Origin of the sequence: Streptomyces anulatus (assembly GCF_000721175.1) — a bacterium.
GTDB classification, from domain to species: Bacteria; Actinomycetota; Actinomycetes; order Streptomycetales; family Streptomycetaceae; genus Streptomyces; species Streptomyces anulatus_C.
Genome location: NZ_JOEZ01000051.1, coordinates 11,142 through 34,007, shown reverse-complemented (window position 1 = coordinate 34,007; position 22,866 = coordinate 11,142). Strand labels below are relative to the sequence as shown.

Below are 22,866 nucleotides of genomic sequence, written 5' to 3'. Positions count from 1 at the left end.
CGACAAGCACATGGAGGGCGTCCGCCTCACCCGGTGGCTGCTCTCCCCCGTCCCCACGTTCAAGCTGTGGCGGCGGATGAAGCTGTGGGAGCTGCGCAGTTACGAACAGGTCATCAAGCTCGAACAGGACCGGCTGATCTACCAGGCCCGGCTCCAGGCGCGTTTCGGCCGCAACTGGCGGCGCAAGGCCCCGGTCGAGTCGATGATGCCCCTGCGGCTGGCGAAGTACGGCGTGCCGCTCGCCGAGACCGCCCCGGCCGGCCTCGCCGCCGCCGGGATCGAACCCGCCCTGCTGCCGCCGGTCGAGGGATCCCGCCCGAAGGCGGAGCTGCCGTACGAGCCCCAGCGGGAGCCGGGGCAGGAGCAGGCGGGCGAACAGGAGCACGGCCGCGAGCAGGGGTACGGGGGCGGCCCGGGGCACGACGAGCAGCCCCCTCAGCGGCACCCCCACCCGCAGGACCAGCAGCACCAGCAGCCCCCGTTGCCTCAGCGGCAGGAGCCCGCCGTCCCGCCCACGCACGACAGCCCCTGGTTCGCGGCGCAGAAGCTGCCCGACGGCACCTCGCACCACAGCGCGTACGACCCGCAGCAGGGCGAGGGCCTGGAGCACGCCCCGGTCCAGATCCCCTCGGGCCCCGGCCGGACCCGGCCGCTGGGAGACGTGGGCACCATCGGCGCGGTCCCGCACCCCCGCCACGAGGAAGCCCCCGACGAGGCCCCCGAGGACACCTCCGCGCAAGCGCACGAGGACGCGCCGCAGTTGGAAGAGTGGTCCCAGGAGGACGCCGAGTTCGCGAGCATGGCCTTCGAGGTTTTCAGCGCGTACACGGACGAGCAGGGCCATCACCCGAGCGCCGAGGCCCTGGAGATCCACCTCGCCGACACCCGCAACGTCCGCCATCCCCGCTCCCGTGAACTGCTCCAGCGCCTGTGGCCGGAGTTCAAGCAGGCGTACGTCCCGGCACAGTCGACGGTCGACCAGACCGCCTGAGGTACGGCTCGGCGGCCCACTGCCGCACCTGGTCTCAGGCCGGGCGCGGCAGTGGGCCGCCGAGCCGGCCGCTGCGCCGGTGGAAGAAGGCCACCTGCCCCACGACCAGCAGGGTGTTGGCGCCGAGCAGGGCAAGCCACAGGGCGGTGAGCCCGCCCCGGGCCGACAGCGGCACGGCGACCAGTGCCAGCAGGCCGTAGCAGACGGCGAAGGCGAACAGGCTGGGCACGGTGTCCCTGATCGCGACGAGCCCGAAGCCGAAGACGGCCTGGAGCGCGTCGGTGACGACCACCAGGAGCACGAGGGGCAGCAGGGCCAGTACCTGCTCCCGGGCCGCGAGGTCGTGGGTGAAGAGGGACAGCACCGGGACGCGGAGGACCACCAGCACACCGCCGATGAGGAGCACCGCGCCGAGGGCCGTCATGACTCCGGCGCGTACGCCGGCGCGCACCCCCCTGACGTCCTTGGCCTTCACGTGGGGCGCCAGCAGGGGGATCATGGCCTGGCCGACGGCGACGGCCGCGGTGAACATGAGGCCGACCAGGGAGACGGAGATGCTGTGGGCGGCCGCGTTCACGGGGTCGATGCGTGCGGCGGCGACGGCCAGCACGCCGAGGACGGCGAACTTGATGAGGACGGTGGCGGCGAGCGGCACACCGACACCGGCCAGCCTGATCACCGCGCGGACCTGCGGTCGGCCGGGGCCGAGCGGCCGACCGGCCAGGACGGCGCACCGGCGCAGTCCCCCGTGCGCCACGGTGGCGCTGATCGTGGCGGCCGCCAGCATGGCGATCCCCGCGCCGGGCAGCCCGAGCCCGTCGAGCGGGCCGACGCCGTTCACGAGGATCAGGGAGAGCACCACGGCCGTGGCGGTTCCGGTCATCCCGGCGCGCATCACGAGCCGGGAGCGGCCGAGGCCGACCAGGGTGGAGGTGGCGGCGTTGCCGACCGCGGCCACCAGGACGCTCGCCGCCATCAGGTAGGGGAACGCGCCCAGTTCCGACAAGGTCTGGCGCGGTACGCCGGAGGCGAGGCCGATGAGCGGTACCCCGGCGACGGCCAGGGCGCCCAGCAGCCCGGTGGCGATGCCGAGCCACAGGCTGTCCCGCACCACCGGCAACAGGGCGTCGGGGTCGTCGTCGTGCACGGACACGAAGGGCATCACGCCGCGCAGGGCGCCGGCGACGGTCGCGGTGGCCGGGGTGTACACAGCCATCGTGAGGGCGAACGCGGCCAGTGAGGCGGTGGCGAGCCGGCCGAGCAGGGCGGTGTCGACCAGGCTGCCCGCGGTGGAGGCGAGCATGGTCAGGTACAGCGGCAGAGCGGTGGCGGCGGTGCGCCCGATCAGCCCCCGTCCGGAGGGACCCGAGGGCGGGCCCGTCTCCCGGCTGCCGGGGCCGGGGACTGCTCGGGCCCGCCGGAGGTACGGCCCCACGGCACGGCGGAGCGCCGCCACCCGGGAATCCTCCGGGTGGCGGCGCTCCGGCGCACAGGACGCTAAGCGCCTGGGTATGCGCACCGCTACGCGCCCAGCAGCCTCCGCACCCGGTCCGCCCCCACCGCGAGCAGCAGCGTGGGCAGGCGCGGGCCCGTGTCCCGGCTGACGAGCAGCCGGTAGAGCAGCGCGAAGAAGGACCGCTGGGCGGCCTTCAGCTCGGGCGTCGGCTTGGCGTCCGGCTCCAGTCCCGCCAGCACCTTCGGCACGCCGTAGACCAGCGTGGTGAGTCCGTCCAGCGACCAGTGCGAGTCCAGCCCCTCCAGGAGGAGGCGCAGCGACTCGCGGCCCTGCTCGTCGAGCGAGCCGAGCAGTTCCTTGTCGGGCTCGTCCCGGACGACGGTGCGGGCCTCCGCCGGGACCTGGGTGGTGATCCAGTTCTCGGCGCGGTCGAGGCGCGGGCGGGCCTCGTCCAGCGAGGTCAGCGGGTTGTCCGGGTCCAGCTCGCTGAGGATGCGCAGCGTCTGGTCCTCGGCGCCGGCGGTGATGTCGGCGACCGAGGCGAGCGTCCGGTACGGCAGCGGGTGCGGGGTGCTCGGGAGCTCCCCGGCCGCCGTGCGGACGGCACGGGAGTACGCGGCGGCGTCGGCGGGCAGCACCGTGCCGTCGGCGACCTTGCGGCCGAGCGAGTCCCACTCGTCGTACAGCCGCTGGATCTCCTGGTCGAAGGCGATCTTGAACGACTGGTTGGGCTTGCGGCGGGCGTAGAGCCAGCGCAGCAGCGGCGCCTCCATGATCTCCAGCGCGTCGGCCGGGGTGGGCACCCCGCCCTTGCTGGAGGACATCTTGGCCATGCCGGAGATGCCGACGAAGGCGTACATGGGCCCGATGGGCTGGACGCCGTCGAAGACCTCGCGGACGATCTGGCCGCCGACGACGAAGGAGGAGCCGGGCGAGGAGTGGTCGACGCCGCTGGGCTCGAAGACCACGCCCTCGTACGCCCAGCGCATCGGCCAGTCGACCTTCCAGACGAGCTTGCCGCGGTTGAACTCGCTGAGGCGGACCGTCTCGGCGAAGCCGCACGCCGAGCAGGTGTAGTTCAGCTCGGTCGTGTCGTCGTCGTAGGAGGTGACGACGGTGAGGTCCTTCTCGCAGTTGCCGCAGTAGGGCTTGTACGGGAAGTAGCCGGCGGTGTTGCCGCTGCCGTCGTCCTCGTCGGCGGCGCCGGAGCCCTCGGCGGCCTCCAGCTCGGCCTCGTCGACCTTCTTCTGCTGCTGCGGCTTCTTGCCGCCCTTGTTCTGCGGGCCGCCGGCCGGATCCTTCTTCGTCCGGTAGCGGTCCAGGACGGCGTCGATGTCGGCGCGGTGCTTCATCGCGTGCAGGATCTGCTCGCGGTAGGTCCCGGCGGTGTACTGCTCCGTCTGGCTGATTCCGTCGTACTCGACGCCCAGCTCGTCCAGGGCCGCCGTCATGGCGGCCTTGAAGTGCTCGGCCCAGTTCGGGTATGCGGAGCCGGCCGGGGCGGGCACCGAGGTCAGCGGCTTGCCGATGTGCTCGGCCCAGGAGGCGTCGACGCCCGGGACGCCGTTCGGGACCTTGCGGTAGCGGTCGTAGTCGTCCCAGGAGATCAGGTGGCGCACGGTGTGGCCGCGCCGGCGGACCTCGTCGGCGACCAGGTGCGGGGTCATGACCTCGCGGAGGTTGCCGAGGTGGATCGGGCCGGACGGGGACAGACCGGAGGCGACGACGACCGGTTTGCCAGGCGCACGACGCTCCGATTCGGCGATGACATCGTCCGCGAAGCGGGAGACCCAGTCGGTCTCGGTGCTGGTCTGACTCTCGGCCACGGTCGGCACGTCCTTCTCTCGTCTGTCGTTTCCCGATGGGGTGCGGACCATTCTCCCAGCTACCCCCCGCAGCGCGAAAACGGCTTTACGCCCCGTGGGATACTGGGGTGATCCCTCGTCCCCCTACGGAAACGGCAGCCAGCCCATGGCCTCGGTCCCTTCCCTCGCTTCCACGCTCCAGCAGCAGCTGGCGGACGCCCTGACGGCAGCTCTGCCGGATGCCGGCGCCGCGGACCCGCTGCTGCGCCGAAGCGACCGGGCCGACTTCCAGGCCAACGGCATCCTGGCGCTCGCCAAGAAGCTCAAGGGCAACCCGCGCGAGCTCGCGGGCCAGGTCACGGCTGCCCTCCCGGCGGACGGGCCGATCAAGGACATCGAGGTGTCCGGGCCCGGCTTCCTCAACATCACGCTCACCGACCGGGCGATCGTCGAGACGCTGGCCGCCCGGTCGGCGGACGACGAGGGCCGGCTCGGTGTGCCGCTGACGGCGGCGGCCGGCACCACGGTCATCGACTACGCCCAGCCGAACGTGGCCAAGGAGATGCACGTCGGCCACCTGCGGTCGGCGGTCATCGGCGACGCCATGGTCAAGATCCTGGAGTTCACCGGCGAGAACGTCGTCCGGCGGCACCACATCGGCGACTGGGGCACCCAGTTCGGCATGCTCATCCAGTATCTGATCGAGCACCCGGGCGCCCTGAAGCACGAGGGCGGCGCGAGCGACGGCGAGGCGGCGATGTCGACGCTGAACCGGGTCTACAAGGAGTCGCGGGTCCTGTTCGACTCCGACGAGGAGTTCAAGGCGCGGTCCCGGGACCGGGTGGTGGCCCTCCAGGCCGGGGACCCCGGGACGCTGGAGCTGTGGCAGGGCTTCGTCGACGAGTCGAAGATCTACTTCCACTCGGTGTTCGACAAGCTCGACATGGAGATCAGCGACCCGGACATCGTCGGCGAGTCCGGCTACAACGACATGCTGGAGGAGACCTGCCGCATCCTGGAGGAGACGGGCGTCGCCGTCCGCTCCGAGGGTGCGCTGTGCGTGTTCTTCGACGACGTGAAGGGCCCGGACGGCAACAAGGTCCCGCTCATCGTGAAGAAGACGAACGGCGGCTACGGCTACGCGGCGACCGACCTGTCCGCGATCCGGGACCGGGTGCGGAACCTCAAGGCGGACACCCTGGTCTACGTGGTGGACGTCCGGCAGTCGCTGCACTTCAAGATGGTCTTCGAGACGGCCCGCCGGGCGGGCTGGCTGGGCGACGACGTCAAGGCCGTTCAGCTCGCGTTCGGCACGGTCCTCGGCAAGGACGGCAAGCCGTTCAAGACCCGTGAGGGCACGACGGTCCGGCTGGAGGACCTCCTCGACGAGGCGGTCGACCGGGCCACCGCGGTCGTCCGGGACAAGGCCGACAAGGTGGGCCTGTCCGAGGAGGAGATCGTCGAGAACGGCCGGTACGTCGGCATCGGCGCCGTGAAGTACGCGGACCTGTCGACCTCCGCCGTACGGGACTACAAGTTCGACCTGGACCAGATGGTGGCGCTGCACGGCGACACGTCGGTGTACCTCCAGTACGCGTACGCCCGGATCCAGTCGATCCTGCGCAAGGCCGGCGACGCGGTCCCGGCCGCCCACCCGGAGCTGGAGCTGGCCCCGGCCGAGCGGGCACTCGGCCTGCACCTGGACCAGTTCGGCGAGGTGCTCGCCGAGGTCGCGGCGGGCTACGAGCCGCACAAGCTGGCCGCGTACCTCTACCAGCTGGCGTCCCACCTGACCACGTTCTACGACCAGTGCCAGGTGCTCAGCCCGGACAACGCCCCGGAGGTCGTCGAGAACCGGCTCTTCCTGGTCGAGCTGACCGCCCGGACCCTGCACCGGGGGATGGCGCTGCTGGGCATCCGGACGCCCGAGCGGCTCTGACCGGAGCGTCCTGCGCGCGTGGGCCCCGGCACGGGTGATGTGCCGGGGCCCACGCGCGCAGGGCCCCGGCCAGGGAGCGGTGAGTTCCCCGACGTCGAAGGCCTCCCGCTGTGTTCGGCGCGGTACGGGGCCGCCTACTGCGGGCGACCGAGCGCCCACCCCGACACGTCGGAGAGACGTCCGCGCCACAGCGGCAGCGAGACCGGGCTCAGCGCCCCGACGACGAGCGTGACGTCCCTCAAGTGGATCCAGCGGGGCAGCCGGCCCGCCTCCGCGTCCTCGTCGGCGCGCAGCTCCCGCACCCCCCGGTCGACCGTCTCGGGGAACTCGGCGAGCAGATTCGCCCCCTCCCCCTCGACCTGGCGGAGGCTCCTGGCCCACTCGGCCTTCCACTGCTCGTGCCCGATGACGTCCCCGTGCAGCAGGCCGCCGGGGTGCGTCAGGGTGAGGGGCAGGCTGGAGCGGGGGTCCTCGTCGAGGAGCTGGATGAGCAGCTGGAGCTGAAGGTCGGGCAGGGGTTCGGTGATCACCGCGGCGGACGGTGCCGGTGAGGTGGCGGCGGTGGCGCTCATGGGCCCTTCCCTTCACATGGCGGACGACGGTCGTCCTCCCCGTCTGCCCGGCGAGCACGGGAACACGCCCACGGGGGCAGGCCGGCCTCAGAGGAAACGGCGGATGGGCAGCACAGCTGCTTCCCGGGCCCGCTGCAGGAGGTCGCGGCGCTTCCACCGGCCGCGCTCGATCAGCACGCTCTTCTCCCGGTCCTCGTCGAAGTGGCCGTCGAGGGTGGCGGTGAAGTCCCGGTCGAGGACGGCGAGCATGACTTCCTCGTCGTGGTCGAGCGAGCGCCGGTTGAAGTTGGTGGAGCCGATGAGGCTCGCGATCCGGTCCACGGTGAGGGTCTTGGCGTGCAGCATCGTCGGCTGGTACTGGTAGATCTTCACGCCACAGGCGGTCAGGTCCTCGTAGAAGCGCTGGCCGGCGAGCTGGCAGACCCGCTTGTCGGTGTGCGGGCCGGGCAGCAGGATCTCGACCTCCACCCCGCGCCGGGCGGCGTCGCAGAGGAGCCCGGTGAAGTAGGCGTCGGGGGCGAAGTAGGCGGTGGTGAGGCGGACGCGTTCCTCGGCGGACTCCAGGACGACCCGGATCAGGGTCTGCATGTCCTGCCAGCCGAAGGACGCGGAGCCGCGTACGACCTGGACGACGGCGTCCCCGTGGTGCTCGCCGACGACGAACCGGTCGCGCTCGTCGAAGAGCTCCTCGTGGCACTCGGCCCAGTTCTGCGCGAACGCGGCGGCCAGGCCGTCGACGGCGGGGCCGGTGACCCGGACGTGGGTGTCGCGCCACTCGTGCTCGTTGCGGGCGTCGCCGCACCATTCCTCGGCTATCCCGACGCCGCCGGTGAACGCGGTGCGCTCGTCGACGACGAGGACCTTGCGGTGGCAGCGGTGGTTCTGCTTCAGCGGCGAGAGGTGCAGCGGCTTGCGGAACCAGGTCACGGTGACCCCGGCCCGGTCCATCAGCTCCAGCTGGTCCTTCTCGATGAGCCGGCAGCCGAACCCGTCGAGCATGAGCCGCACCCGGACCCCGGCCCGGGCCCGCTCGGCCAGCGCCTCGGCGAACCGGAGAGCGATGTCACCGCGCCAGTAGACGAACGTCATCAGGTCCACGGTGTGCTCCGCGCCCCGGATGGCCTCCAGCATCGCGCCGAAGATCTCGTCGCCGTTACGGAGCGGAAGGAGGGCGTTCCCCTCGGTGGCGGCGATGCCGATCAGCCGCTCCAGCCTGCGCCGGAGCCGCAGGGACCGCTCCTCGCAGGTGCGGACGTCCAGTGCCGTCGGGTCGGGGGCTTCGGCGGTCGCGGGCATGGGTCACCTGGTGGGGAGGCGGACTGGGGCGGCAGACCGGCCGGAACCGGGCGCACCGCGAGGACCTGGTGACTGTACTCCTGTACGAATGCGGACGGAACCGACCTTCCGCCGCGAGAGGCCTGTACGCGCCCTTCAGCCGGTGGACGGGAACCGAGCCAGGACGCGCGTCAGGTCGCGGGCTCCCACCCGACCTCCTCGTTGCCGTACACGTACTCCGGCCGCCCCTTCATCCCACTGGTACGGAACGGCTTCCCGTGGTCGTCGATCCGCAGCGCCCCTTCCTTCCCGCCGCTGCTCCACTCCAGCTCCAGGTACCAGGTGACGTCGTACCCCACGGCCTTCATGTCGAGGTTGAAGACCTCCACGTCCTCGGACGACACCTTGTACGGGAAGTCCACGGCCGGTACCACGACGTCCCCCTGCTTCCCCGGCACCGGCCGGAGGGTGGGATGCCCGGCGTCGAGGTGGGAGGCGAAGGTCTGGGGCATGATCCCGCTGCCGCAGCCGTTGCCCATCAGATACGCCGACCAGGGAAGCGGCGCCTTGCGGGACACGACGCGGACGTGCATGCCCTTGAGGACGACCGCCTCGCGGGAGGTGCCCTGCACCGTGAGCTGGAGCAGCATGTTCCCGGCGTCGACCCCGCCGTACGACTCCGCCCAGCCGCGCCGGTCCTGCGGCGCGGGCGGCGGGTCGAGCTCGTCGGGCCCCCGGTTCACCAGGTAGTACTGGCCGCAGGGTTCGTCCCAGTTGTACGAGGAGATGTTGACGGTCGGCGGAGCACCGAGGCCCGTACCGCTACCGCTGCCGCCACCGCCACCGCCACCACCCTGCGGCTGCCCCTGCCCGGAGCCCGCCGAGGGCTTCACGGACGGCGGCCCCGAGGGGGACGCGGAGGCGCTCGCCGAAGGATCGGCCGAACTCGGGCTCGCGGAGGGCCGGGGCGTGGCCGAGGCGGAGCTTTCCGGCGCGGGCCCGAGGTCTCCACCCGCGTCCTCCACCCGGTCCGCGGCGCTCCCGCCGTCCTCCCTCCCCGAGCCGACGAGGTCGGCGGCGACGACGGTGGTGGGTACGAGGAGCGCGGCGACCCCGGCGGCGGCGATGAGCACCCGCGTACGCCGGGAGAGCCGGGACCACCGGGAGCCCGCCTCCGGCCGAGCGCCACCGGACACAACAGTCGGCTCGGACGGCTCGACGGCCTCAGCGACTTCGACGCCTTCGGGAACAACACCAGGCGCAGGAGCAGAGGCAGGAACGGGGGCAGACGCAGACTCAGCCGTCCCCGGTGCCGCCCCCACCGGAGGCCGCCGCCGCGCCGCGTCCGCCACGATCCACCGCCGGTGCACCTCCACCAGCTCGTCGCCGGACGCCCCGCACACCCGCGCGAACCGCTCCACCGGGGCGAACTCGTTCGGCACGGCGTCCCCGTTGCAGTACCGGTGGAGCGTCGACGTGCTGACGTGCAGCTTCCCCGCCAGCACACCGTAGCTGCGCCCCGAACGGTCCTTCAGATCCTTCAGCAGAGCCGCGAACTCCACGGCCTCCGGCGTCGCCACGACGGCGTTCCCCTTCCTCGTGCGTCCCGGAACGGCGTTCCAGGGACGCGGAATCCCCGCAGGTCACCGTACGCGTAGACGTTCCAGCATCCCGAATGGTTCGGCAGGCGTTGCGGCCGGAATCCGCCGTGCCACAAGCTCGGACCAGACCACAGCAGGACCACGGGCCGGCCGTTCAACCGGACCAACACGTCAACCGATCACGGGGAGTACCACCGCCATGCGCACCAACCGCATCCGCACCACCGCCCTCGCCGCCACCGCCCTCGCCGCCGCTCTCTCGCTCACCGCCTGCGGCGGCGAGGACAAGGCCATGGGGACCAAGGCGGCCGGCCCGACCGAGACAGCGGCCCCCGCGGCGACGAGCACCGACAGCACGGCACAGCCGGACGCGCCGAAGGCCGGAACGCCCGAGACGCAGACCGTCCCCGCCGGAGGGAAGCACGCGGGCGGCAACGGCGACGGCAAGAAGCCGGAGACCGCGCCGAACGCGAAGGCGGCGGCGTCGATCCCCGCCTGCACGACCACGAACTCCAAGGTCAAGGTCTCCTCGGTGAGCCGCCCGATCAACCACCTGCTGCTCACGGTGACGAACACCGGCTCCACCGACTGCGCCGCGTACCACGCGCCGTTCCTCCGCTTCGACGACGCGCAGGCCGTCTACCCGGTCTACGACGACAGCCAGCCGCAGTCGGTTGTCGTGGTCTCCCCCGGTGACAAGGCGTACGCGGGCATCGCGCTCCTCGGAGAGCCCGGCCAGAACGAGCCGGTCAAGAGCGACAACCTCGGCGTCATCATGGTCGACAAGAACAACGAGTCGAAGGGCGAGTCCACGCTGAAGCTCCCGGCGGAGACCTACACGGACAGCCTGGGCTTCGTCACCTACTGGCAGTCGGACGTCGAGAGCGCCCTGATGTACTGATCGGACGCGACAGTCCGGGCCAGTGCCTGACGTGCGGTAACTGTGCGCGACCCGTACACATTTGCTGTACGGGTCGCGCAGGCGTGAAGTGGGTTCCGGGGTGGGAGTGGGACCGTATGCACCCCAGAAAGCGACAGCGTAAGAACGCGTCGACCATGAAGCTCGTGAGCAAGCTGCTGGCCCGCCTCCGCAAGGAGGCGGGCCTCACGCAGACCGAACTTTCCTCCCGGGCCTGAAGGCCCGGGGTTCCTCGCTAGAACATGCTGAACTGGTTCAAGTCGAGCTACAGCGGCGACAAAGGCGGGCAGTGCGTCGAGATCGCCGCGCACCCCGCCGCCGTCCACGTCCGTGACTCCAAGGACATCGAGGGCCCGGCGTTCACCGTCGCGCCCACGGCCTGGTCGGCGTTCGCCGCCTACGCGGCAACCGCCTGACCCCACACCGTCGTCATCCCGCCCGGACCGTCTCGTAACGGAGCAGCACGACCCCGTTCCCGAAGGTCCGGGTCTCCAGCAGCCGGAGCATCTGCCGCTCCTCCGCGTCCCGGAAAAACGGGCGGCCCCGGCCGAGGATGACGGGATGGATGTAGATCCGGTACTCGTCGATCAGGTCGAACCGCCGGAACGACTCCAGCAGGTCCGCCCCGCCGACCACCAGGTCGCCCGACGCGGCGTCCCGCAGCGAGCGCACCTGCTCGGGGTCGACCTCGTGCAGCAGCGTCGCCCCCGGCCCCACGCTCTCCAGCGTCCGCGAGAAGACGAACTTCGGCATGTTCCGCCAGATGCCCGCGAACTCGGCCATCGGCCCCTCACTCGCGGGGTCCTGATCGGCGGTCGGCCAGAACTCCTCCATCAGCTGGTAGGTGACGCGCCCTTCGACGAAGCCGCCCATCGTCCGGAGGTAGTCGTTGAAGTGCTGGTGCACCTCCTCGTCGACGGTGTGCCAGTCGATGTCCTGGTCGGGCCCCTCGAAGAAGCCGTCGAGGGAGAGCGAGACGGACGTGACGATCCTGTTCACCGGGGGCTCCTGCCGGATCGGCCCGGCCGACGGGGACGACCGGGCGGCGAGCAACGGGCTTCGACGATAAGCCCGGGCACTGACAGCGGGGTCTAGCCGCGCCCGCCCCCCTGCACGGCCCCCGGCCGTCTCCCCCGTACGGTCCTCCGCCAGGCCTGCTCCTCCCGCCAGTCCCGCTCCTCCGGCTCGTCCGGCCGGACGGTCTCCGCCAGCGACGCCAGGATCGGCTCGGCGGCGGCCCAGAGCAGCGCACCGCCGACGCCCGGCACGACCGTGCGCCGCGCGCCGGGAATACGCGAGACGAGCCGGCGGCCGAGGTCGGGCGAGTGGGAGGCGTCCTCCTCGCCGTACCAGACCTCGACCGGGACGGTGATCGCGCCGAGGTCGATGGGCCAGCGCCCCATGGCGAGCACGGTGTCCCGGGCGTACCCGGCCGCCGCGCCCTGGGAGAACGCCTCGTCGAGGGCGCGGCCGTAGGCGGCGGCGAAGCCGGGATCCTCGTACACGGCGAGATCGCACGCCGGGCTTCCGGCCAGAACCATCCGCCGCATCCCGTCCGCGTCGAACCCGGCGAACGCCTTCTCCGCCCCGACCGGGTCCTCCGCCACCCGCGCGACCACGCCCCGCAGATCGTCGGGCAGGGCGGCGGCGAACTCGGGGGCCGCGACCTCGTCGGCGGGCGAGACGAGCGCGAGCGCGGAGACGACGCCCGCCGCCGCGCAGGCGAGGGCGAAGGGCGCGCCCTGGGAGTTCCCGAGCATGGCCGGACGCGGGCCCAGGCCGCGCAGCGCGGTCAACTCCCTCACGTCGTCCACGAAGTCGGCGAAGGCCCGGTCGGGCGCGGGCGTGGAGACCCCGAGCCCGGGCCGGTCCACCGAGACCAGCCGGACGCCCTCGTTCTCGACGGCCCCGGCCCCGATCCCGAGCCACCGACTGGTCGCGGCCCCGGGGGAGAGCAGGACGGGCAGCCCGTCCTGCGGCCCCCACTCGGCCCAGCCGAGCACCCTCCCGTCGGAGAGGCGCGTGGTTCCGAGGCGGGCGGGATCGTCGACGTACAAACTCATGCCCGACATCATGATCGAGCCACCACCGACCTGCACCGGCTTTGGGCCCTCGGGCCCGTCGGGACGGTCAGACACCCCACGCGGCGCTCCCGCTGCTGTCCACCACCCGCGGGCCCCCGGCGGCCAAGAGGTCGTCGTACGTCGGTGTCGCCGCCCCGCACGTTGTCAGTGCCGCCGCCTAGGCTCCCCACCATGGCGACGCTCCCGAATCCTCTGCCCTCCCTGGCCACGTCCGGCCTGGACCTCCCGCCCGGCTCCCTGGTGGACGCCACGCTGGACGGCCCGTGGCACGAGCCGCTGCTCTGGTACGCGGACGGCCCGGCGGGTCCGCGCGACTGGTCGGACCTGCGGGCGGCCGGGCGGCGGCTCGGACTGCTGCCGGTGCTCGTCACCGGCGGCCCCCGCGACCAGTGGCCCGACGACTGGGACCTCTGCCCGGACGGCACGTCATATCCCGGCGACCACGACGCCGACGAGGTGCTGGCGGGCTACTGGACGGACTACGCGGACGACGAGGTGGGCGACGGCACGGCGACCGGGGAGCAGTCCGGCGGCCCCGGCTCCTGGCCCGGCCTCGCGCCCGTCCCCGCCCGGGAGCCGTCCGAGGACGCGGACACGGCGGCCGCAGGTCTCGCGGGCGTGATCGCCGCCGACGCGGACGAGTGGCCCGGCGGGGCCCGGATCGCCCTCGTGCCGGCCCGCCGCAGCGCGGACATACCGGCGGCGATCGGCTGGTCGGGCCCGATGAACCACGAGGGCGACGTGGCCCGGCTCTGCGCGGTGCTCCGTTCCTGGGAGGACCGCTACGACGCACGGGTCGTGGTGCTCGGCTTCGACACGATGACCGTCTCCGTGGGCCGCCCACCCGCCTCGATCGAGGAGGCCCGCGCCCTGGCCGCCGAGCACTACGCGTTCTGCCCGGACAACATCGACCAGTCCCCGCCGTACGACCTCGACGTGTACGCGGAGAAGGCCGTGCTCAACCAGGAAGCATGGTCGTTCTGGTGGGATTGAAAACGGACCTCAGCAGGATCAAGGCATGGTGGCGGACACTGGGCGGCGACGGCTTCGTGGTGCTGCCGCCCCCGACCCTGGGCCGCTACACGCAGTCCGACGGCCACGAGGACGCGGCCGAGCTGTTCGCGGCCCGGTCCATCGCCACCGACACGTCGTTCGCGTACTGGCACCGGCAGTCCCACGACGCCTTCGACCGCTCCGGCGCGCTGACCGGCGAGCTGTATCTGCACTGGGGCGGCGAGCACGCCACGGTCACCGCCGGTCTCGGTGACGGCCCGGAGGGCTATCGGATCGTCAACGGCGGTCCCCAGGGCGCGTTCCGGCTCGACAAGGCCACGGAGACGGACGCCGACGGCCTGCCGGATCCCGAGGACGCCGCCGGAGTACGCCAGTTCCTGCGCCGTATCGACGAGCCACGCGACCGGAGCACGGAGTCCGTCACGTACGCGCCGCTGACCGAACCCGAGGAACGCTGGCTGCACGACCGGCTGTCGGGCCCGGTGGACCTGGCCGCGGCCGCTCGTTTCGCCATGCCGCTGGAACAGCGTCAGGCGCTCACACCGGACGAGACCTCACGTCTGCTGGCCGCCTGGCAGGAGACGTACGCCGGACGGCTCGCCGTGTGGCGCGGCTGGCGGCCGGTGCTGCACGCGCTGCTGCGCCAGGGGCGGCCGGAGGCCTGGAAGGTAGCCGCCGAACTCGGTGCGACGGCGGCCCACGTCCTCGCCGCACATCCTTCGGCCCGGTCGCTGGCCGCCCTGCGGAGCACCGCGGCGGCCGGTGACGACGCCGCCGTACGTGCCTGGTTCCGCACGCACCACACGCTCCGCGAACCGGACCCGGTCCGGGCCGCCCGCACGCTCTCCGAGGAGCTGACCGAGCTCGCCGCGCCGGAGACCGCGCAGACCAGCCTGCTGGGCGCGCTGCGCACCGCCGTCCTGGAGGAGAGGCGTGCGCGGCCGGACCGGAACACCGCCGCCGACGCCCTGTTCCCGGCACTCGCCAACGTCCGGTACGCCACGGACGACCGCCTGCCGCGCCCCCTGCGGGTCGCCGCCGCCAAGGCGGCCACGGACACGGTCATGCGCGTACGCGAGGCGGCCGCGCGCCTCACCGGCGCCGCGGCCGCCGAGGCGCTCGCCGCCGTCGACCGCTACGAGGCCGCCCGCCAGGACCTGCTCGCCGGCACCGGCCCCGACCTCACCGGCTACGAGGGCGGCCTCGGCGACATCTGGCACCGCTACCGCACCCTGTCCCCCGCCGACGTCCGGTGGCTGCGCGACCGGGTGGCCGACCCGTCCACCGGCGTCCAGGGCATCGCGTTCTGCCTCGAACTGCTCCTCGCCCACGGCGAGGCCACAGAGACCGAGCTGGAAGCACTCCTGGCGCGCTGGAAGAAGGAGCTGACCAAGCAGTACCGCACCACGTACACCGAGTGGCGCCACCCGCTGGTCACCCTGACCTGCCTCGCCCAGGACCTGGCCCACCCGGTCGCGGCCGACCTGCTGGCCTGGTGGGCGAAGCCCAAGCCGCTCTGGAAGGACCCGGTCCGGCTGCTCACCCACCTCGGCGCCCCGGACGAGAGGAAGGCCGCCGAGCTGTGGGACTTCGTGGTCTCCGGCGCCCACGACACCGGTCACCTGATGACCTGGGTGCTGCTCCGCGCCCGGCTCGACGGCACGCACCCCCTGCACGTCGCCGAGCGGCTGATCGGGAAGCCGGGCATCCGCGAGTACGTCCTGCACCGCGTCCTGATCGGGGTGGCCGACCCCGCCCAGCCGCTCTGGCACTACGCCGTCGACCCGCGCAGCCACAGCTGGTTGCGGCGCGCCCAGGAGGTCGCCGACGACCCCCGGCTCACCGACGCGGCCCGCGCGATCGGGCTGAAGTCCGCCCGCGAGCACTACGTGTTCCGCTTCCCGGACCAGGTCCGCCCGCCCCTCACCGACGGGCAACGGGCGGCGGCGCACGCCTGGGCACAGGCCCGCGCCGACAGGACAGCAGCGGGCTGAGCCCTCGTACTCATGCGGGCGGCGAGCCCCCGGGGTTGACTCGGCCACATGAGCGAGAACAGCTACGACGACGGCAGCACCCCGGCGACCACCCCCGCGCACACCCCCGACCCCCGCGCCTGGGTCGCCCCGCTGATCTCCACGGTCGTGACGCTGCCGATGGGACTCCTCGCGCTGTTCATCGGCGGGCTCACCCCGATGGCGTGCGATTCCTGCAACGGGCCGGCAGCCGACCGCTTCGACGCGAGCTTCACCATCGCGTGGACCGTCCTGTGGATCGGCCTGCTCCTCGCCCTGATCGTGCTGATCGCGAGCTGGGCCGTCCCCCACCAGCTCCGCTACGCCGCCCGGCGGGTGGGCCTGGCACTCGCCGCACCCACCACCGTGGTGGTCGCTTTCGTAGCATTCATGGCACTGGTCGACTGGCCCTGACAGAAAGTGTCCACCCCCATGAACGACACGAACGTCCTGACCGCGACGGAAGCCGCCTCGGCCGAAGCCACGGAAACGGCCGAGGCCGCCGAACGCCTGATAGCCGAGTTCCGCGCACTGCCCGCAGGCAGCGACCGCAAGCCCGAGATCATCACCGAGCTGGACGCCAACGCCCAGGCGCTGCCATTCCTCGTCTCGGTCGTCGCCGACCCCGGCGAATACGACCTCGCCCGCGTCGAGAGCGCCACCGTCCTGCGCCTGTGGCCCCCGGCCGATCCCGCGCTGCGCCACGAAGCGGGCCGCGCCCTGCTCAGGGCCCTGCGCGACCCGGAGGAGGACCTGGTCCGCCAGTACGCGGCGATGTCGCTGGCGCCCTACACGGACGACCCGGTCGTCGCCACCGTCCTGAACACCACCGCACGGGCCGACGAGGACCCGCTCGTACGCGACAGCGCCCGCTTCTCCATCGAGGAGGCCCACCGGCTCCAGGAGACCGGAGCGGGTGGGCCGTGAACCACAACAGGCCGAGCGGACCGGCTCAGCGCCGCGCGTCCCGTCCCAGCCACCGGGCGGCCTCGGTCGCCCAGTAGGTGAGGATCATCTGCGCCCCGGCCCGCCGGATCCCGGTCAGGCTCTCCAGGATCGCCTTGTCCCGGTCGATCCAGCCCTTCTCGGCGGCGGCCTCGATCATCGCGTACTCGCCGCTGATCTGGTACGCCGCGACCGGCACCTCCACGGACTCCGCGACCTTGGCGAGGATGTCCAGATACGGTCCGGCGGGCTTCACCATGACCATGTCCGCGCCCTCCGCCAGGTCCAGCGCCAGCTCCCGCAGCGACTCGCGGGAGTTGGCCGGGTCCTGCTGGTAGGTCTTGCGGTCGCCGGTGAGCGAGGAGCCGACGGCCTCGCGGAAGGGGCCGTAGAAGGCGGAGGAGTACTTCGCGGTGTAGGCGAGGATCGACACGTCCTCGTACCCGGTCTGGTCCAGGGCGTCCCGGATCACGCCGACCTGGCCGTCCATCATCCCGCTGGGGCCCACCACGTGGGCCCCGGCGTCCGCCTGGACCTGAGCCATCTCCGCGTACCGCTCCAGGGTGGCGTCGTTGTCCACGCGGCCGTCCGCCGTCAGGACCCCGCAGTGACCGTGGTCGGTGTACTCGTCCAGGCACAGGTCCGACATCACGACGAGGTCGTCGCCGACCTCCTCACGGACCGCGCGCAGTCCGATCTGGAGGATGCCGTCGGGGTCGGTGCCCGCCGTGCCCCGGGCGTCCTTCTTCGCGTCCTCCGGGACCCCGAAGAGCATGATCCCCGAGACCCCGGCCGAGACCGCCTCGACGGCCGCCTTCCGCAGGGTGTCCAGGGTGTGCTGGTGCACGCCGGGCATGGCCGAGATGGCGACCGGGGCGTCGATGCCCTCCCGTACGAACGCGGGAAGGATCAGGTTCGCGGGGTCGAGCCGTGTCTCGGCGACCATCCGCCGCATCGCCGGGGTCGTCCGCAGCCGCCGGGGGCGGGAGCCGGGGAAGTTTCCGTACGCAGTCATCCTTCGACGATAGACCTGTGCGCGGCACGGTCTTACCGACACCCACGCCGGGAAAGGCCCGCGAACAGGCCCCGGCGGCCGGCTCCGGAAAAGACGGCGGGCCCGGCCGCCGAAGCGACCGGGCCCGCTCATCCTCGTACCACTACGTCGTCGTCCGACGCCTGCGCGCACCCGGGCGCCGCTCGCTCGGCCGGGTCACCGGGTCACCGGCCTCCTTCGCCGCGTCCCGGCGCTGCGCACCGAAGGCGGCGAGCGCCTCGGCGAGCTTGTGCACCGACGGCTCCGGGGACAGCACGTCCACCCGCAGTCCGTGCTCCTCGGCGGTCTTCGCCGTGGCCGGGCCGATACACGCGATCACGGTCACGTTGTGCGGCTTGCCCGCGATGCCGACCAGGTTGCGCACCGTCGAGGACGAGGTGAACAGGACCGCGTCGAAGCCGCCGCCCTTGATCGCCTCGCGGGTGTCGGAGGGCGGCGGCGAGGCGCGGACCGTGCGGTACGCGGTGACGTCGTCGACCTCCCAGCCCAGCTCGATGAGCCCGGCCACCAGGGTCTCCGTGGCGATGTCGGCGCGCGGCAGGAACACCCGGTCGATCGGGTCGAAGACCGGGTCGTAGGGCGGCCAGTCCTCCAGCAGCCCGGCGGCGGACTGCTCACCGGAGGGCACCAGGTCCGGCTTGACGCCGAAGTCGATCAGTGCGGCGGCGGTCTGCTCGCCGACCGCGGCGACCTTGATCCCGGCGAAGGCCCGGGCGTCGAGCCCGTACTCCTCGAACTTCTCCCGGACCGCCTTGACGGCGTTGACGCTGGTGAAGGCGATCCACTCGTAGCGCCCTGTGACCAGGCCCTTGACCGCGCGCTCCATCTGCTGGGGCGTACGCGGCGGTTCGACGGCGATCGTCGGGACCTCGTGCGGCACCGCACCGTAGGAGCGCAGCTGGTCGGAGAGCGAAGCTGCCTGCTCCTTCGTGCGCGGGACGAGTACCTTCCAGCCGAACAGCGGCTTGGACTCGAACCACGCGAGCTGGTCGCGATGAGCGGCGGAGCTGCGCTCTCCGACGACGGCTATGACCGGCCGGTGCCCCTCGGGCGAGGGCAGCACCTTGGCCTGCTTGAGGACCTGGGCGATCGTCCCGAGGGTCGCCGTCCAGGTGCGCTGGCGGGTGGTGGTGCCCGCGATCGTCACGGTGAGCGGGGTGTCGGGCTTGCGGCCCGCGGAGACCAGCTCGCCGGCGGCGGCCGCCACCGAGTCCAGCGTGGTGGAGACGACGGCGGTCGCGTCGCTCGCGCCGACCTCGCTCCAGCACCGGTCGGACGCGGTACGGGCGTCGACGAAGCGGACGTCCGCGCCCTGCGCGTCGCGCAGCGGCACGCCGGCGTACGCGGGCACGCCGACGGCGTTCGCGATGCCCGGGACGACCTCGAAGGGCACCCCGGCGGCGGCGCAGGCGAGCATTTCCGCCCCCGCGTCCCCGTCCAGGCCCGGGTCGCCCGCGACAGCACGGACCACCCGCCTGCCGCCCTTCGCGGCCTCCATGACAAGATTGGCCGCATCCCTGAGAACGGGTACACCGACGGTTGTTGACGAGGTGTCAACGACGGTCAGCTCAGGCGTGCTCACCCCTGCCCGCGCATGGCTGCGGACGACGTCGAGCACATCGGGCTCGGCGACAAGGACGTCCGCGCTCGCGAGCGCCTCGACGGCGCGCAGGGTCAGCAGTCCCGGGTCGCCGGGACCGGCGCCGAGGAAGGTGACCTGGCCTTGGGCGGACAGGACCGGAAAGTCGGATGCGGCGGGGCCGGTGGGGCTCAAAGTGCTCGCTCCCCCATAAGACCGGCCGCACCCTTGGCGAGCATCTCGGCCGCGAGTTCGCGACCGAGGGCCGCCGCGTCGTCGTGCGACGTGGGGACGGGACCGGTGGTGGACAGCTGCACGAGCGAGGAACCGTCGGTGGTACCGACGACTCCGCGCAGGCGCAGTTCGTTGACAACCTGTCCGTCGACCAGGAGGTCGGCCAGCGCACCCACAGGTGCGGAGCAGCCGGCCTCCAGGGCGGCGAGCAGGGCACGCTCGGCGGTCACGGCGACCCGGGTGTACGGGTCGTCGAGCTCGGCGAGCGCGGCGGCGAGGTCGGCGCTGGACGCGGCGCACTCGATCGCCAGTGCTCCCTGGCCGGGAGCGGGCAGGACGGTGTCGACCGGCAGGAAGTCGGTCACCTCACCGCTCCGGCCGAGACGGCTGAGCCCGGCGGCGGCGAGAACCACCGCGTCGAGCTCACCGTCGCGCACGAACCCGATCCGCGTGTCGACGTTGCCCCGTATGGGGACGGTCTCGATCCGCAGTCCGTGGGAACGGGCGTACGCGTTGAGCTGCGCCATGCGGCGCGGCGAACCGGTGCCGATGCGGGCGCCGTCGGGCAGCTGCTCGAAGGTCAGCCCGTCCCGGGCGACCAGCGCGTCGCGCGGGTCCTCGCGCTGCGGCACGGCCGCCAGCACGAGGTCGTCGGGCTGGCTGGTCGGCAGGTCCTTGAGCGAGTGGACGGCGAAGTCCACCTCGCCCCGCAGCAGCGCCTCGCGCAGGGCCGCGACGAACACGCCGGTGCCGCCGATCTGCGCCAGGTGCTCGCGGGAGGTGTCCCCGTACGTGGTGATCTCGACGAGCTCGACGGCGCGCCCGGTCACCTCGCGAACCGCCTCGGCGACGAGTCCGGACTGGGCCATGGCGAGCTTGCTGCGCCGGGTGCCCAGCCGGAGCGGCGCGGGATTCCGCGCGCCCGGGGATGAGTTGTCGGTCATGACCGCCCTCTATTCGGGTCGTTCAGGTCTGCCCGGGAGACGGCGGCCACCGTCTGCGGGTCCAGGTCGAAGAGTTCTCGCAGCGCGTCCGCGTACCCGGCGCCGCCGGGCTCGCTGGCGAGCTGCTTGACCCGCACGGTGGGCGCGTGCAGGAGTTTGTCGACGACGCGGCGCACGGTCTGGGTGATCTCGGCGCGCTGCTTCTCGTCCAGGTCGGGGAGGCGGCCGTCCAGCCGGGCGATCTCGCCGGCGACCACGCCGGCGGCCATGGTGCGCAGGGCGACCACGGTCGGGGCGACGTGCGCGGCCCGCTGGGCGGCGCCGAAGGCGGCCACCTCGTCGGACACGATGGTGCGGACCCGGTCCACATCGGCGGCCATCGGGGCGTCCGCGGACGCCTCGGCGAGCGACTCGATGTCGACGAGGCGCACACCGTCGATGCGGTGGGCGGCGCCGTCGATGTCGCGCGGCATGGCGAGGTCGAGCAGGGCGAGCCGGACCGGTCCGGTGGACCGGGCGGGCACCGTGACCCGGCGCAGCGTGCTCGCCGGACCGGCCTGCGCGGCGGAGGCGGCGGAGCCGTTCTCCACCCAGGCGGCGTGCTGGTCGACGTCGGCCGGAGCCGGGGGGACGGAGACCGCGGGCCGCTCGGGCGCCGCGTCCAGGGTCACACCCAGGGCGTCGGCGAGGGCGTCGGCAGTGAGCACGAGGCCGGTGGAACCGGTGCAGGAGACGACGATGTCGGCACGTGTCAGTTCGTCGCCGACCGCGGACATCTCGACCGCGTGGGCGCGCACCGCCGTGTCGTCGCCCTGCTGGAGGATCTCCACCAGACGGTTCGCGCGGGAACGGGTCCGGTTGGCGACGACGATCTCGGCGACACCGGTCCGGGCGAGGGTCGCGGCGGCCAGCGAGGACATGGAACCGGCGCCGATGACCAGGGCACGCTTGCCGGCGACCCAGCCCTCGGGGTCGGCGCCGACGGCGAGCTGCTGGAGCCCGAAGGTGACGAGCGACTGCCCGGCCCGGTCGATGCCGGTCTCGCTGTGGGCGCGCTTGCCGACCCGCAGGGCCTGCTGGAAGAGGTCGTTCAGCAGCCGTCCGGCGGTGTGCAGCTCCTGGCCGCGCGCGAGCGCGTCCTTGATCTGGCCGAGGATCTGCCCCTCGCCGACGACCATCGAGTCGAGACCGCAGGCCACCGAGAAGAGGTGGTGGACGGCCCGGTCCTCGTAGTGCACGTAGAGATACGGAGTGAGCTCTTCCAGACCGACGCCGCTGTGCTGGGCGAGCAGGGTCGACAGCTCGGCGACGCCCGCGTGGAACTTGTCCACGTCGGCGTACAGCTCGATGCGGTTGCAGGTGGCCAGCACGGCCGCCTCGGTCGCGGGTTCCGCGGCGAGGGTGTCCTGGAGCAGCTTGGCCTGGGCATCGGCAGCGAGGGAGGCCCGCTCCAGTACGGATACGGGGGCGCTGCGGTGGCTCAGTCCGACGACGAGGAGGCTCATGCCGGCATCACGGCGGGCATGTCCCCGTCAGGTCCCTTCCGGCTCGCGGGCGTGGCCCGCATCGGGGGCGCGCCCGCGTCCTCGGCGGCGGAGTCCTCGCCGGCCTTGCGCTGCTCGTGGAACGCGAGGATCTGGAGCTCGATGGAGAGGTCGACCTTGCGTACGTCGACGCCCTCGGGCACCGACAGCACGGTCGGCGCGAAGTTCAGGATGGAGGTCACACCGGCGGCGACGAGCCGGTCGCAGACCTGCTGGGCCGCGCCGGGCGGGGTGGTGATCACACCGATGGACACACCGTTGTCGCTGATGATCCGGTCCAGGTCGTCCGTGTGCTGGACGGCGATCCCGGCCACCGGCGTACCGGCCATGGCGGGGTCGGCGTCGATCAGCGCCGCGACCCGGAAGCCGCGCGAGGCGAAGCCGCCGTAGTTGGCGAGGGCCGCGCCGAGGTTACCGATGCCGACGATCGCGACCGGCCAGTCCTGGGTGAGCCCGAGCTCGCGCGAGATCTGGTAGACGAGATACTCGACGTCGTACCCGACACCGCGGGTGCCGTAGGACCCCAGGTAGCTGAAGTCCTTGCGCAGCTTCGCCGAGTTGACCCCGGCCGCCGTGGCCAGCTCCTCGGAGGAGACCGTGGGGACCGATCGCTCGGAGAGCGCGGTCAGGGCGCGCAGGTACAACGGAAGTCGGGCGACGGTGGCCTCGGGAATTCCTCGGCTACGGGTCGCCGGTCGGTGAGTTCGGCCAGTTGCCACGGTGCTCCTGCGGGATGAGCGGGGCTGCAGGCGGCCGTATGTCCCTAGACCGCCCCGTCGAATGCAGGCTATGCCTTTGTGAACGCGTGCACAAAGATGGTGTCCGTTTTGTCTGGTCAAAGTGACCGGGGTCACGCGCTTTTCCCGCGCGATCCCGGAACCGGGGACCGCATCGGCCG

20 protein-coding genes are annotated in these 22,866 nt (G+C 72.6%); 8 read left to right on the top strand and 12 right to left on the bottom strand.

The genetic code is table 11. From position 1 onward, the window contains the following. Nucleotides 1-991 (top strand): DUF2637 domain-containing protein (locus IG90_RS0136375; RefSeq protein WP_033895004.1); only part of this gene is annotated, 991 nt, incomplete at its 5' end. A gap of 34 nt (nucleotides 992-1,025) precedes the next feature. On the opposite strand, the gene IG90_RS0136370 is transcribed toward IG90_RS0136375, so the two are convergent. Then, nucleotides 1,026-2,447, bottom strand: coding sequence for an MATE family efflux transporter (locus tag IG90_RS0136370; RefSeq protein WP_033894997.1), 1,422 nt, complete (start codon nucleotides 2,445-2,447; stop codon nucleotides 1,026-1,028). A 65-nt stretch (nucleotides 2,448-2,512) separates the two neighbouring features. Continuing rightward, nucleotides 2,513-4,282 (bottom strand): lysine--tRNA ligase, encoded by a 1,770-nt coding sequence (lysS, locus tag IG90_RS0136365; protein WP_030594618.1) that lies wholly within the window; start codon nucleotides 4,280-4,282, stop codon nucleotides 2,513-2,515. A 136-nt stretch (nucleotides 4,283-4,418) separates the two neighbouring features. Here lysS and argS point away from each other — a divergent pair, with 136 nt between their 5' ends. Then, a complete protein-coding gene (gene argS, locus IG90_RS0136360) occupies nucleotides 4,419-6,191 on the top strand; it encodes an arginine--tRNA ligase (protein ID WP_030594615.1) in 1,773 nt (590 codons plus the stop codon). 134 nt (nucleotides 6,192-6,325) lie between these two features. Here argS and IG90_RS0136355 read toward each other — a convergent pair whose 3' ends face one another. The 3 genes from IG90_RS0136355 to IG90_RS0136345 form a co-directional block, all read right to left on the bottom strand. Continuing rightward, nucleotides 6,326-6,763, bottom strand: coding sequence for a hypothetical protein (locus IG90_RS0136355; RefSeq protein WP_030594612.1), 438 nt, complete (start codon nucleotides 6,761-6,763; stop codon nucleotides 6,326-6,328). A gap of 87 nt (nucleotides 6,764-6,850) precedes the next feature. Next, complete coding sequence (locus IG90_RS0136350; protein WP_030594609.1) at nucleotides 6,851-8,059, bottom strand: phospholipase D-like domain-containing protein; 1,209 nt, start codon at nucleotides 8,057-8,059, stop codon at nucleotides 6,851-6,853. Nucleotides 8,060-8,229: 170 nt separating this feature from the next. Next, nucleotides 8,230-9,618, bottom strand: coding sequence for a helix-turn-helix domain-containing protein (locus tag IG90_RS0136345; RefSeq protein ID WP_030594606.1), 1,389 nt, complete (start codon nucleotides 9,616-9,618; stop codon nucleotides 8,230-8,232). A gap of 220 nt (nucleotides 9,619-9,838) precedes the next feature. Here IG90_RS0136345 and IG90_RS0136340 point away from each other — a divergent pair, with 220 nt between their 5' ends. Next, a complete protein-coding gene (locus tag IG90_RS0136340; protein WP_030594603.1) occupies nucleotides 9,839-10,540 on the top strand; it encodes a DUF4232 domain-containing protein in 702 nt (233 codons plus the stop codon). Between the two features lie 260 nt (nucleotides 10,541-10,800). Continuing rightward, nucleotides 10,801-10,974 carry a DUF397 domain-containing protein gene (locus IG90_RS42980; protein WP_078585522.1) on the top strand — a complete coding sequence of 58 codons (174 nt, stop codon included), beginning with the start codon at nucleotides 10,801-10,803 and terminating at the stop codon, nucleotides 10,972-10,974. A gap of 13 nt (nucleotides 10,975-10,987) precedes the next feature. Here IG90_RS42980 and IG90_RS0136325 read toward each other — a convergent pair whose 3' ends face one another. Then, nucleotides 10,988-11,557 carry a dihydrofolate reductase family protein gene (locus tag IG90_RS0136325; protein WP_030594600.1) on the bottom strand — a complete coding sequence of 190 codons (570 nt, stop codon included), beginning with the start codon at nucleotides 11,555-11,557 and terminating at the stop codon, nucleotides 10,988-10,990. A 92-nt stretch (nucleotides 11,558-11,649) separates the two neighbouring features. Next, nucleotides 11,650-12,621 carry an alpha/beta fold hydrolase gene (locus IG90_RS0136320; protein WP_051860400.1) on the bottom strand — a complete coding sequence of 324 codons (972 nt, stop codon included), beginning with the start codon at nucleotides 12,619-12,621 and terminating at the stop codon, nucleotides 11,650-11,652. A gap of 192 nt (nucleotides 12,622-12,813) precedes the next feature. On the opposite strand from IG90_RS0136320, the gene IG90_RS0136315 reads away from it, so the two are divergent. The 4 genes from IG90_RS0136315 to IG90_RS0136300 are packed head-to-tail and all read left to right on the top strand — an operon-like array spanning nucleotide 12,814 to nucleotide 16,595. Then, the gene (locus tag IG90_RS0136315; RefSeq protein ID WP_030594593.1) at nucleotides 12,814-13,635 is read left to right on the top strand and encodes a DUF4253 domain-containing protein; all 822 of its coding nucleotides are present in this window, start codon (nucleotides 12,814-12,816) and stop codon (nucleotides 13,633-13,635) included. After that, a complete protein-coding gene (locus IG90_RS0136310) occupies nucleotides 13,614-15,650 on the top strand; it encodes a serine/threonine-protein kinase (protein WP_030594590.1) in 2,037 nt (678 codons plus the stop codon). The genes IG90_RS0136315 and IG90_RS0136310 overlap by 22 nt, the downstream gene beginning before the upstream one ends. A gap of 48 nt (nucleotides 15,651-15,698) precedes the next feature. Next, complete coding sequence (locus IG90_RS0136305; RefSeq protein WP_030594582.1) at nucleotides 15,699-16,082, top strand: hypothetical protein; 384 nt, start codon at nucleotides 15,699-15,701, stop codon at nucleotides 16,080-16,082. A gap of 18 nt (nucleotides 16,083-16,100) precedes the next feature. Further along, a complete protein-coding gene (locus tag IG90_RS0136300) occupies nucleotides 16,101-16,595 on the top strand; it encodes a hypothetical protein (protein ID WP_030594579.1) in 495 nt (164 codons plus the stop codon). 25 nt (nucleotides 16,596-16,620) lie between these two features. On the opposite strand, the gene hemB is transcribed toward IG90_RS0136300, so the two are convergent. From hemB to IG90_RS0136275, 5 genes are all read right to left on the bottom strand, one after another. Further along, nucleotides 16,621-17,628, bottom strand: coding sequence for a porphobilinogen synthase (gene hemB, locus IG90_RS0136295; protein ID WP_030594576.1), 1,008 nt, complete (start codon nucleotides 17,626-17,628; stop codon nucleotides 16,621-16,623). A gap of 142 nt (nucleotides 17,629-17,770) precedes the next feature. Continuing rightward, on the bottom strand, nucleotides 17,771-19,441 hold the full coding sequence (locus tag IG90_RS0136290; RefSeq protein WP_030594573.1) for a bifunctional uroporphyrinogen-III C-methyltransferase/uroporphyrinogen-III synthase: 1,671 nt from the start codon (nucleotides 19,439-19,441) through the stop codon (nucleotides 17,771-17,773). After that, a complete protein-coding gene (hemC, locus tag IG90_RS0136285; RefSeq protein ID WP_030594571.1) occupies nucleotides 19,438-20,424 on the bottom strand; it encodes a hydroxymethylbilane synthase in 987 nt (328 codons plus the stop codon). Before hemC ends, IG90_RS0136290 begins: the two co-directional genes overlap by 4 nt. Next, nucleotides 20,421-21,929: a glutamyl-tRNA reductase gene (locus IG90_RS0136280; RefSeq protein ID WP_030594567.1), complete on the bottom strand. Its 1,509-nt coding sequence runs from the start codon at nucleotides 21,927-21,929 to the stop codon at nucleotides 20,421-20,423. Before IG90_RS0136280 ends, hemC begins: the two co-directional genes overlap by 4 nt. Next, nucleotides 21,926-22,687 carry a redox-sensing transcriptional repressor Rex gene (locus IG90_RS0136275; protein WP_030594563.1) on the bottom strand — a complete coding sequence of 254 codons (762 nt, stop codon included), beginning with the start codon at nucleotides 22,685-22,687 and terminating at the stop codon, nucleotides 21,926-21,928. Before IG90_RS0136275 ends, IG90_RS0136280 begins: the two co-directional genes overlap by 4 nt. Nucleotides 22,688-22,866 lie beyond the last annotated feature (179 nt).